Raw genomic sequence first — 12,082 nt, forward strand, 5'->3', positions numbered from 1 at the left:
GGGGAAAGGGGAAAGGGGAAAGGATGCAAGAAAGAGTTTTTAAACACGGAAAAGAGAAAAAGATGTATTTTGAGATACGTAGTACGAGAAATGCAGTGTGCTTGTATCAAGCCCCTAACTTGAGTTATGGGGTTCCCTTTAACCTTTAACCTTTTAACAGCCCTAAGGGCTTTGACTGTTGGCGCTGTTTATTACTTGTGATTTATTATCTATGCAAACTCAAAAATCATCCGTCAGCTTGATTCGGGCTACTTCCTACGAACTAGAGGCTTTACGGGAATCTCTAGTGATATTGCTGGAACCTTTTGGAGGAATGGCAGCATTTGTGAAAAAAGGCGATCGCGTTTTACTCAAACCCAATCTGCTCACAGGTGCGCGTCCTGGTAAAGAATGTATCACCCGTGCCGAACTCGTTTACGCAGTTGCCCAAATGGTAATTGAAGTCGGCGGTAAGCCATTTTTGGGTGATAGTCCGGCTTTTGGTAGCGCCAAGGGAGTAGCGGTGGCCAATGGCTATCTGCCTATTTTAGAAGAATTGAATATTCCCATCATCGATTTTCACGGACAGCGTTACCAAAGTGTGAGTGAGAATTTTAACCACCTGCGCTTGTCTAAAGAAGCGATGGAAGCAGATGTGGTGATTAACCTACCCAAAGTCAAATCCCATGCCCAATTAACATTAACCTTGGGTGTCAAAAACTTGTTTGGTTGCGTCCCCGGCAAAATGAAAGCTTGGTGGCACATGGAAGCAGGCAAAGACGCCGACAGATTTGCCCAAATGTTAGTAGAAACCGCCAGGGCAATTAACCCCAATTTAACCATCTTAGATGGCATCATCGGTCATGAAGGTAACGGCCCCAGTAACGGCGAACCTCGCCAACTAGGCATTTTAGCAGCTGCATCAGATATATTTGCTTTAGATCGAGCAATGGTGGAAATCCTCAATGTTTCTCCCGAACAAGTACCAACAGTTGCAGCTTCTCAAAAATTAGGAATTTGTCCAGAACTTGCTAACATCGAGTTTCCACATTTAAATCCTGACTTATTAAAAATAGAAGATTGGCGGCTACCAGATAAATTAATGCCCATTGATTTTGGTATGCCCCGCGTGATTAAATCTACGTTTAAGCATCTTTACACCCGGTTTATCAAGGAACCAATGAGTGTTTATGCAAGGAATTAAGTAGACTTATGCAAATAGGGAAGTTCATACTGCTTATCCAAACCGTATTGCCAATTTAATATAGCAATCCTAAATCATTTGTGAAATATTACGTGTTAGGTTTGTTGACTGTCAACGGTCAACAGTCAACAATCAACACCGATATTATTCAAAACTGAAATAGAATTGCTATATTTACTTCAAATGTTTCCCAAAAGAAGATCTAGAAAAAATTAATGCCTATCCAATGGAATAATTTCATCATCTGTTGGGACAATTTTTAGCAAGCATTCGTTAAGCCCGTACAATAAAGATCGGTTATTACACACACCAGTCTGATTGTTATTAGTCAAAATATAATGGTGCAATATACTGCACTCCTACAACAGCTAAATACAGAGGTAAATTATGTTTCCTTTTTGGGGTAATGCCTGTTATGGAAGCCAGCCCATTTCGCACAAAGCTAGCTTAGAACGGAAATTAAAATTCTTGATTTGGCTGCGAGATGATTTCGAGTCAAAGCTAGCTGGTATTAATGCTTCTATTGAAACCATTCGGCAGCAAATAGAACGTTCCGATACAGCTGCTTAGAGGATGTTTGAAAAGTACTGGGCGAATAGAATTCGCTACTACACAAAGCTTAATACACCTGCCTGGACTAACACAAAATCAAGGTTTTCAAACCCATCTAGGTGGATTTAATCTGTGTAGCTGCGATTTCCAATCGCCCAGTGAGTAATAATTTAGGCTGATTGAAACTCTCTGTGGCTGGGCGCTGTACATTGCCTGCATCAATAGACCTCTTGCAAAAGTGCTTTTTGGAATTTTGTGGTCAAAGGGAAAAGGTGAGCCAGCGCGGTCTTGGGGGTTTCCCCCATGAGCGACTGGCGAACGCCGAAGGGGTTAAAGGGGAAAGGGAAAATACCAAACATGCACCCCCTTTCCCCTTCCCTTTTTCCCGACTTCTGCAAGAAGTCTAATGTTGTCAGCTTTTGTGCAGCACTCTGTCACAAACTAATAACATTTAATTATCTTGGAGATTTGATTAACGAACTCCCACAAAACCAGCTTGCTCAATTGCTTTTTGCCCCTGTTCAGTTAATAAAAGTTTGGCGTAGGCATCGCCTATTTGCTGTTCTCGCCCTTTATTCTGCTTAATAATCACAAACATATCAGCAGTAATTGGATAACTACCATTTTTAATAGCCTCAGTATTTACTTGATTGCGCTGACGTAGGCAATTTTCAGCTGATACTAGAGGTTCGCGGTAGGGGGGTATTAACTCACCAGAAGTGCGACCCAATGGTAAAGCTTTGACAGTACACTGAGGAATTACTGAACGGGCAGAAGCATAATACACGCCACCAGGAGTTTTGCTGAGTTGGCGTACTGCCTCTGTAGTCGAGTAGACATACTGTACATTGGAGCCAAGTGCTTGCCCCTTTGAGTTGTTGTTGCTCGTGGATATTAGTGTATCTGCATTTTCTGGTCGTTGAGAGAAAGGTGTGATAGCTAAGTTGGGCCCACCTAGTTGTTGCCAGTTAGTAATTTGCCCCGAATAAATCTGCTGCAATTGGTCAACAGTTAAACCTGATACCTTGAGTGATGGGTTGACTACCACTGCTATTCCATCAATACCCACCCGGCGCTGTTCGAGGGTAAAGCCTCGCTGTGTTGCAATTGCTTGTTCTTCATCTGTCAGGGGACGGGAAGTCTGAGCAAAGTCTAATTTGCCATCAAGCAACATACGAATACCAGAGCTAGAGCCAGGACTGTCTTTTATAGGGTCTATGTAGCGTAATTGTAGTTCAGGGCGATCGCTTTGAATCTGAGAATCTACTAATTGCCGGATAGATGCCCAAGCTGTACTACCACCGTAGTTAAATGAGCCGCTAGGAACATCGACAATTGTCTGAAAAGTCGAACTTTCACTAAAGGAGGTGTTTACGTTTTGATTAGGGGAGTAAGAGTTAACACTGTTACGAGATAAAAAATTTGGCTTGAGTAACCACCAAAGCAATCCGCCAATAACCATCAGTGTTAATACTTTACCAATAATCAAACCTCTGAGAAACAGGGCTATTTCGCTGTTAATTAAAGTTTTTCTTTGGTTTGTATTGTCCATATCTTTAAATTTTGTTTATTGATTGTATTCATACTACAATAATTTCTCCGTATTTACACTATAAAAATCTGTAGATATTTAAGTTTTAGATAAAGCTTTTATCAGTAAGTCCTAAAGCAATTTTTTATAGCTAAGTAGTCACGCATTTAACTTGCGTATGTTTTTATCTTAGTTGTTGATTGTTGATGGTTGATAGTTAATTTTTAACAGCCAATTAACTTGATTTTGTGCAATTTATAAGCTAATACGGTTGTTAAGGGACTTGCAAGTAAAAAAATATTCCACAAAAGATTGTTAACTGTTGACGGTTGACACTCAAGGCTTCGACTCTGCTCAGGGTCAAGGCTGAACAAAGTTGAAGGATCAACAGGAACCAGTGCTTTGGACGGGTTAAGAGGCTTCCCTCAGAGAAATAAGAGTCTAAGAGAGTTTTTGCGTAAGTCCTAATTTATTTACTTAAAAGTTCTTAATTGTCTCTAAGACAATTAAATTTAATTTCTTCGGTGGTATTGGCAATGCTGCAATTGCTTTTCTTTAATTCTGTGTTGCTATTTAAGTTATTTAAATTAGTTAACTGTGACTGATGAATAAATTTTTGTATGATATTTTTTAGTTGAGTAGGTTGCTGTGGCAAGAATGTACTTGCATTCAGGAATGTATAGATTAATATAATTACTATCAAACTAGTACTAGCACCCAGTCCAATACCCAACAACAAAATAAAATTCCTGTAAGCTAAAAAATAGCTATCGATAATATTTTGCTTTTGACCACCAGATGGCGATGACTCTAATCCCAGCAAACAGGAATTAATGGCTTCCAAAGCTTCGGCGGCAGATTGATAACGTTGACTATGGCGATCGCAAATCATTCTGTCTAAAATATCAGCAAAAGCATCGCTTACCTGTGCGTGATGCCGCCAAATTATTTCTCCTGTCTCAGGATCTTCTTGTAGTTGGCTTGGTACTAAGCCCGTGAGAGCTTGAATACCAATCATACCTACTGCATAGATATCGCTAGAAAGTTTTGGCTTTCCCTTGGCTTGTTCGCTTGGCATATAACCAGGAGTACCAACCACAACTGTTAAACCCGCTCCTAAAGCACCAATTTTTTTAATACTCCCAAAGTCAATTAACACAATCTTGCCATCGGAGTGTCGCCGCATTAAATTTTGGGGCTTAATATCTCGGTGAATAATGTTGTGTTCGTGAACGAAAACTAACACTTCCAAAATGTCTTTTAATAAAATCAAGACTGCATTTTCCCTCAGCCTTTGCCCTGGGATAATTTCTTGAGTCAAAGAATGACCGTCAATGTATTCTTGGACTAGATAAAAATCCCCACCTTCATCAAAATGAGCAAACAGTCTCGGAATTTGTTCGTGGTCGTTACCCAGCTGATATAAAACTTCTGCTTCTCTGACAAATAATTTTTTAGCGATCGCCCCCACCGCAGGATTAGAATCTTTTGGGTGGAAATGCTTAACAACACAATGCGGTCTTCCTGGTAGGTCTAGGTCTATGGCTAAGTATGTATCCCCAGATCCTCCGCTGCCCAATTGCTTGATGATTTCAAAGCGATTCCTAAGTGTTTTTCTAACAAAACTCTGATGATATCTATTACGTATTACACTTGCTAAAGAGTAGTTTTTACCTGATTCTGGGCTTTCTAACACTTTAACGGTCTCAAAGCTACTCCTGAATGTTTTTCTAATGAGAGGGTTCTGGCTCATGTGGCGTATATTATACTGCTAATTGCTGACCATTCAGAGGTTCTTATAGCTTGGGTGAGAAAATGAATACTCGCCCCTTGATTTGTCAATTTTGAGGCAATTATCTTCCCGTTCACATAGCTTGGAGGCAGCTTTATGATTGGGCTGGAAATTGAATTTTTTATTTATAAATAAATATAAATAATACAAGTTTTGACGAATAAAGTAAATGCAATACCCTAACTCATGAAAACTCTATGTCTTTATATTAGTATAAAAAGCAATAAGTAACACGGAATAGATAACAAGCAATAGCTTGAAAGTTTATTATCCAGGTTTTACCATCGATTTACGTCCTAACAGAACTACACCACTTCTGATTTCAGTCTTCGGGAGTGGAGACTTGAATTACCAAGTTCCTGGCTATAAAATTCCAAATTGGTATCACTGAATACTGAAAATAAAAAAGCCTCCCAAAGGAGGCTTGTAAAGTTGTTCGCGTGGAGTGAACAACTAATAATTAATTAATACTCACAGCAAATACAGTAATCCGAACAAAATAATCCAAATCACATCAACAAAGTGCCAGTAAATTTCAGCGGCTTCAATGCCAAAGTGTTTTTCGCTACTGTAATGGCCTTGAACACGCGATCGCCACAACACGGCAAGAATCGCTAAAACGCCGATAGTAACGTGCAGTCCGTGGAAACCAGTCAAAACATAAAATGCACTGGCAAATAAATTGGTAGTTAAACCAAATTCTAGATGAGTATATTCATATACTTGTCCTACCAGGAAAACAGCACCCATCGCAGCGGTAATTGCTAGCCAAATCCGCGCTCCCTGCGTATCATTCTTTTTGATAGCAGTATCAGCATTGTGCATAACAAAACTACTAGCAATCAGGTTCACAGTGTTAACACCGGGTAGCAACAGTTCTAACTCTGGAGTACCTTCTGGAGGCCAAACAGGTATGGTAGCACGGAAAGCCAGATAGGCTCCGAATAGTCCCATAAAAATCATTCCTTCAGCAATCAGGAAGACAATTAGCCCAAACAAACGATGGTCTGGATGTTCTTCATGATGGCCGACAGCTGCTTCTGCTGTATGGTGATGATTCAGTTCAGTTTTAGCTGGGTCAATTGTCTGACTTTGCATGAATCTTGATAAATGTAGATTGGGGAGGTGGGAGTTAGGAATTGGGAGTTAGGAGTTGGGAGTTGGGAGTTAGGAATTGGGAGTTGGGAGTTAGGAATTGGGAGTTGGGAGTTGGGAATTAGGAATTGGAAGTTGGGAGTTAGGAATTGGGAGTTGGGAGTTAGGAATTGGGAGTTGGGAGTTGGGAATTGGGAGTTGGAAATTAGGAATTGGGAGTTGGGAGTTAGGAGTTGGAAATTAGGAATTGGGAGTTTTAAACTAATAACTTTATTAAACTCATCACTCCTAACTCATCACTCCTAACTCATCACTCCTAACTCATCACTCCTAACTCATCACTCCTAACTCATCACTCCTAACTCTTTACTTCCGATCTTCCGGATTAGCAGCAACCGCTGGGTCGGGTTTTGCTCTTAATACGGAGTTGGGGCCAGCAGACAAGACTGGATTGGGGTCAGATAAGGGTACACCTTCTTTAGCCTTTTCCAAGCCGTAGTCGTAGGGGCCTGTAACTAGTACTGGGGTGACTTCAAAATTCTCGATCGCTGGCGGTGAGGTAGTCATCCACTCTAAGGTTAGTGCCCTCCAGGGATTATTACCAGCTTTCTCTCCGTACAACCAACTCCAAATTGCATTGATAATGAAGGGAAATGTGGAGATTGCCAGGATATAAGCGCCATAGGTGCAGATTTCATTGAGTAAAGTAAATTTGGGATCGTACTGAGCAATACGGCGGTTCATGCCCATCATCCCTAGTTTGTGCATGGGTAAGAAGGTCATGTTTAAACCGACGATTGTCAAGGCAAAGTGAACTTTACCCCAAAATTCATTGAGCATTCGTCCCGTCATTTTCGGGAACCAGTGGTAAATCGCCGCATAAATGCCGAGAACGCTACCACCAAACAAAACGTAGTGCAAGTGCGCCACTACAAAATAGGTGTCGTGGACGTGAATATCAAAGGGTACTGCTGCTAGCATCACACCACTGATACCACCAATCACAAAGGTGCCAACAAAGCCCATTGCGAATAGCATAGGGGAGTTGAGTTGAATTTTTCCGCCCCACATGGTTGCCAACCAGCTGAATATTTTAATACCAGTGGGTACGGCGATGATCATGGTGGTGATCATGAAGAACATCCGCAGCCAACCGGGGATACCACTGGTAAACATGTGGTGTGCCCAAACGATTAGCCCTAAAAAACTGATGGCCAGAGAAGAGTAGGCGATCGCTTTATAACCAAAAATTGGCTTGCGAGAATGCACGGGGATAACTTCTGAAATTGCCCCAAAAAAAGGCAAAATCATAATGTAAACTGCTGGGTGCGAGTAAAACCAGAACATGTGCTGGTAAACAACAGGATCGCCGCCCCCAGTGGGATTAAAAAATGTCGTCCCGGCAAATAAGTCAAAAGCCAGCAGAATCAAACCTGCTGCTAACACTGGCGTTGATACCAGAGTCAAGGCTGAAGTGGCAAACATCGCCCAGCAGAACAAAGGCAATTGATTGAATCCCAAGCCTGGGATACGCATCCTCAGCAATGTGACGAGGAAATTAATTGCCCCCAAAATCGATGATGTACCGAGTAGGAGGACACTCATAATCCAAATTCCCTCACCTACTTGACCTGTTACCAAGCTCAGGGGAGGGTAGGAAGTCCAACCTGCATCGGGGGCATCACCGACCACTAAACTAGCGATGAGCAACAAACCAGAAGGCGGAATCATCCAAAAAGCAACAGCATTCAAGCGTGGGAATGCCATATCCTTGGCCCCAATCATCAAGGGAATCAAGAAGTTAGCAAAACCCGCACCAGCTGGCACGATCCACAAAAAAATCATGATTGTAGCGTGCAGCGTAAACAAGCTGTTGTAGACTTCTGGGGTGACAAAATCTACTTCTGGCGTCCGTAGTTCTGTACGAACCAAGTCAGCCAACACGCCACCAATACAGTAAAAAATGAATGTGGTGACTAGATATTGAATCGCAATTACCTTATGGTCGGTATTAAAGGTAAAGTAATCTTGCCATTTCCTCACCGGTGGTTCTTCACCATGAGCGGGAATATTGGCAGTTTCTTGGAGCTGAGCTTGTGTCATAGGAATTAGTCATTAGACTTCTTACAGAAGTGGGGTCAAGGGGAAGGGGCAAAGGGGAAAGAGAACCTTCCTTTTCCCTTTAAGCTTTCCCCTTTTCCCTTTTTGGGAATTAATGGTGAACTTGATGGAGGATTTCTGGTTGAATTCCCATGTCCTTGGTGTAAGGGGCGAGAAATTCATCTGGGGACAAATCCGCAGGATTTAATGCTACGGCTTGATTTAGGGTTTCTTTGCTGGCAGTTAACTGCTCTTGTTGCCATTTGTCAAATGCTTGTTGTGACTCAACTACCACTGTTGTTCTCATAGCACCGTGGTATGGGCCGCAAAGTTCAGCACAGATGAGAGCATAATCACCTTCTGTTCTCGGCGTGAAGCGAATCTCACTTTGCCGACCGGGAATTGCATCTTGCTTGAGACGGAATTCTGGCACCCAGAAGGCGTGGATCACATCGTTGGCGGTCATATTGATTTGCACTTCTTTGCCGATGGGAACGTGCAGCTCACCTGTGGTTATTCCAGTTTCAGGATAAGTGAAAATCCAAGCATATTGGAGACCGGTGACATTGACTTGCAATGCCGGTGGTTTATCTGCTTTATCGGGACTGCCTCCAATTGTAGGAGCAACACTACCAACGCCCGGAGCATTCTGCTTTTGGGGAATTTGGTCGGCATTGCGAACTTCTGCTGTTGCTGGGTCTTGCATCGCCTCATCAGATTTTTCTTGATTGAGGTTGGTTTCGCTGCTTAGAGGTGCATCGCTCAATGTTGCAGCTATGGCACTTCCATGCCCAGGCATTGTCATGGACTCTTGAGTAATGGGCGCTTCATGGATGGCGTGGGGATCGAAGCCACCGATTTCGTTATACACATCAAAACTGTAAACAGAAATACCGATAACGATAATTGCTGGGATCGCCGTCCAGAGTATTTCTAAAGGTACATTACCCTCGATTGGTGGGCCGTCTTCATTGTCACCTGCACGCCGACGGTATCTAAATGCAGAGTAAATCAAGACACCTTCGACTATCAGAAATATACCTGTAGAAACGATCATCATCGCATTGAATAGACCATCGACTAAGACGGCTTCATCAGTAGCTGCTGCTGGCAACAGACCATGATTTTGACCGTACCAAATACTGGCTAGGGTTAGCACGATGCCAATGAGTAATGTCCAGATTGAACTTGGAATCTTCACGGCTTACTTAATTGAATTTACTACGTTATCTCAAAGCTGCTCACTTACTAAGGTAGTCTAGGCTGAAAGACATATAGTCGAAATGTCTGAAATTTTTATTAATTTTTCTGACTATTTTACTAATTTTGAGTACAAGGTGACTAACAGATATTCGCCAAAATAGATGTAAATCAGTAGAAAAATTTAAGGAAAAATTTAGGATGGTTAAATTAACTAGCAATAATCGATTTTTCACATCTTGAAAAATACCTAAAGCTTCAGGCAAAACATAGTGAAAATGATTCAAAGTATAAGTGAGTGCCAATCTATAAACCCTTGGCTTGTACGCTAGGGTGGAGATGGGGACGACATTCGTAAGAGCGGGGATTTGCCCGTTGTTAGAAAGTGTTCGTTGAGTATTGAAAATTAAGAATCTATTAGAGATCCACCAGGAGCGGGCAGAAGGTACTGTTCATGAACGAAATTGTCCTACAACAACAAAATCAAGCGGCAATTGAGCAACAAAAGCCCAAGGAAATGATTCGTCGCTTGGTGTGGAGAATGTGCATAGCCACTTTGATTTTGATGGCGATAGGTTCTGCCACCCGCGTGATGAATGCTGGGCTTGCTTGTCCAGACTGGCCCTTATGCTATGGCCAACTGGTGCCAGCCAAGCAAATGAATTTCCAGGTATTCTTAGAGTGGTTTCACAGATTAGATGCAGGCTTAATTGGTATCAGCGCGATCGCACTTTTTGGTTTATCCTGGTGGCATCGTCGCTCGTTACCCAACTGGCTGCCTTGGGCATCCTCATTCGCCCTGTTTCTCATCGTCTTCCAAGGTGTCTTGGGAGGACTCACTGTCACCGAATTGTTGCGGTTTGATATTGTTACCGCTCATTTGGGAACAGCGCTATTGTTTTTCACCACCCTGTTGATTATCGGTACCGCACTCACAGCCTATCAGGGGACTGGAACTGTTGGTAAGTTGCCTTGGTTCGGTTTAACTGCTGCTGTTTTAGTTTACCTGCAAAGTCTCTTGGGTGCTTTAGTAGGATCTCGTTGGGCGCTACACCAATGCTTCGGCGATTCTCAACTGTGTACCGTAATGTACAGTCATATTGCTGGTTTGGTGCCGCCAACTTTAGCAACCTTGGCAATGGTATTTTTTAGTTGGCGTACACCTGCGCTACATCCAGCCTTGCGGCGACTGGCAAATCTGGCTGGTGCATTGTTGAGCTTACAAATTTTGTTGGGATTCGCCACTTTCAAATTACACCTCCAAGTCGAACCCCTCACCGTGTCTCATCAAGCTGTAGGAGCTGCTTTGCTCGGTACTTTAGTGGCTTTTACAGTTTTATCATTCCGTGACTCAGTGAGCGCCCAGTAGGGTATGGGGCAAAACCCTTCGGGTAGGGAAAAGGGAAAAGGGAAAAGGGAAAAGGCGCAAAGTTGGAGTAAAGGTCTCCTCCAATTCAAACTTTGTAAGAGAGGACAAGAAGGGAGCTTTCCTTTCCCCTTTGTCCCTTGCCCTTTCCCCAAGGCGTTGCCATCTCCCCACTTCCTACTCCCCGTTGTTGAAAAATAAGGAACCAGAGCCAACATGATTGAGACTAATGTCTCTCGCCACCACGAAACTTTTCTCCAAGTAATTCAAAGTTACTACCAGCTAACTAAGCCCCGGATTATTCCGTTGCTTTTGATTACCACAGCTGGCAGTATGTGGATTGCTGCTAAGGGACAGGTAGACCCATTGCTGTTACTAGTAACTCTGACTGGTGGCACTTTGGCTGCTGCAAGCGCCCAGACTATTAACTGTATCTATGACCGGGATATTGATTATGATATGGAGCGGACGCGCCATCGTCCTATGCCTTCTGGTAAGGTGCAGCCGCGCGATGCTCTGATTTTTGCCATCGCTCTGGCAACCATTTCGTTTACACTATTGGCAGTTTTCGCCAATCTGTTAGCTGCGGTGCTAGCTTTCTCTGGCATTGTTTTTTATGTTTTGGTCTATACCCACTGGCTAAAACGCCACAGCACGCAAAATATTGTTATTGGCGGTGCTGCTGGGGCGATTCCAGCTTTGGTGGGTTGGGCTGCTGTGACCGGCACTTTAAGCTGGGCAGCATGGTTAATTTTTGCCATTGTCTTTTTATGGACGCCACCCCATTTCTGGGCCTTGGCTTTGATGATTCGGGACGACTATGCCAAAGTCGGAATACCCATGCTACCGGTAGTTAAAGGTGATACGGCAACAGTAAGGCAAATTTGGTATTATACGTTGACTACTGTAGTTGCAACAGTGTTGTTAGTTTATCCCTTAGCTGCGAGTGGAGTTCTTTATGCTGCCATCGCTGTGAGTTTGGGAGGATTATTTATTCACAAATCTTGGCGGTTGTTGCAAAATCCCGAAGATCGTACTGTCGCTAGAGAATTATTTCTTTATTCCATTTCCTACATGATGTTGTTGTGTCTGGGGATGGTCATTGATAGTCTCCCTATTACTCATCATCTAATTAGTGCAGTAATTAATAGACTGCATTTTATTAGTTAAGGCGAGAAAAATTAATGCGATCGCGTTTGGTAAAAGGGGCGCGATCGCATTTTTATAAATTAAAAATTATAAGTAAAATTTTAACTATCACAA

9 protein-coding genes are annotated in these 12,082 nt (G+C 42.7%); 4 read left to right on the forward strand and 5 right to left on the reverse strand.

The genetic code is table 11. The annotated features are described in order from the left end of the window. Positions 1–211: 211 nt before the first annotated feature. On the forward strand, positions 212–1,183 hold the full coding sequence (locus GNE10_RS23595) for a DUF362 domain-containing protein (RefSeq protein WP_185567243.1): 972 nt from the start codon (positions 212–214) through the stop codon (positions 1,181–1,183). A gap of 387 nt (positions 1,184–1,570) precedes the next feature. Next, positions 1,571–1,753: a hypothetical protein gene (locus GNE10_RS23600; protein WP_099067189.1), complete on the forward strand. Its 183-nt coding sequence runs from the start codon at positions 1,571–1,573 to the stop codon at positions 1,751–1,753. A 454-nt stretch (positions 1,754–2,207) separates the two neighbouring features. Here the strand turns inward: GNE10_RS23600 and GNE10_RS23605 are convergent, their stop codons facing one another. The 5 genes from GNE10_RS23605 to GNE10_RS23625 form a co-directional block, all read right to left on the reverse strand. Further along, positions 2,208–3,287 (reverse strand): PstS family phosphate ABC transporter substrate-binding protein, encoded by a 1,080-nt coding sequence (locus tag GNE10_RS23605; protein ID WP_099067190.1) that lies wholly within the window; start codon positions 3,285–3,287, stop codon positions 2,208–2,210. A gap of 466 nt (positions 3,288–3,753) precedes the next feature. Further along, positions 3,754–4,962, reverse strand: coding sequence for a serine/threonine-protein kinase (locus GNE10_RS23610; RefSeq protein WP_311774843.1), 1,209 nt, complete (start codon positions 4,960–4,962; stop codon positions 3,754–3,756). Positions 4,963–5,529: 567 nt separating this feature from the next. Then, a complete protein-coding gene (locus GNE10_RS23615) occupies positions 5,530–6,156 on the reverse strand; it encodes a heme-copper oxidase subunit III (protein ID WP_099067192.1) in 627 nt (208 codons plus the stop codon). Between the two features lie 363 nt (positions 6,157–6,519). Continuing rightward, positions 6,520–8,256 (reverse strand): cytochrome c oxidase subunit I, encoded by a 1,737-nt coding sequence (ctaD, locus tag GNE10_RS23620; RefSeq protein ID WP_185567245.1) that lies wholly within the window; start codon positions 8,254–8,256, stop codon positions 6,520–6,522. Between the two features lie 109 nt (positions 8,257–8,365). Continuing rightward, positions 8,366–9,454 (reverse strand): cytochrome c oxidase subunit II, encoded by a 1,089-nt coding sequence (locus GNE10_RS23625; RefSeq protein ID WP_185567246.1) that lies wholly within the window; start codon positions 9,452–9,454, stop codon positions 8,366–8,368. A 453-nt stretch (positions 9,455–9,907) separates the two neighbouring features. Between GNE10_RS23625 and GNE10_RS23630 the strand changes: the two genes are divergently transcribed. Beyond that, a complete protein-coding gene (locus tag GNE10_RS23630; RefSeq protein ID WP_185567247.1) occupies positions 9,908–10,822 on the forward strand; it encodes a heme A synthase in 915 nt (304 codons plus the stop codon). Positions 10,823–11,035: 213 nt separating this feature from the next. Beyond that, positions 11,036–11,989: a heme o synthase gene (locus GNE10_RS23635; protein WP_185567248.1), complete on the forward strand. Its 954-nt coding sequence runs from the start codon at positions 11,036–11,038 to the stop codon at positions 11,987–11,989. The last annotated feature ends 93 nt before the right edge of the window (positions 11,990–12,082 follow it).

Origin of the sequence: Nostoc sp. 2RC (assembly GCF_014222165.1) — a bacterium.
Classification (GTDB): Bacteria; Cyanobacteriota; Cyanobacteriia; order Cyanobacteriales; family Nostocaceae; genus Nostoc; species Nostoc linckia.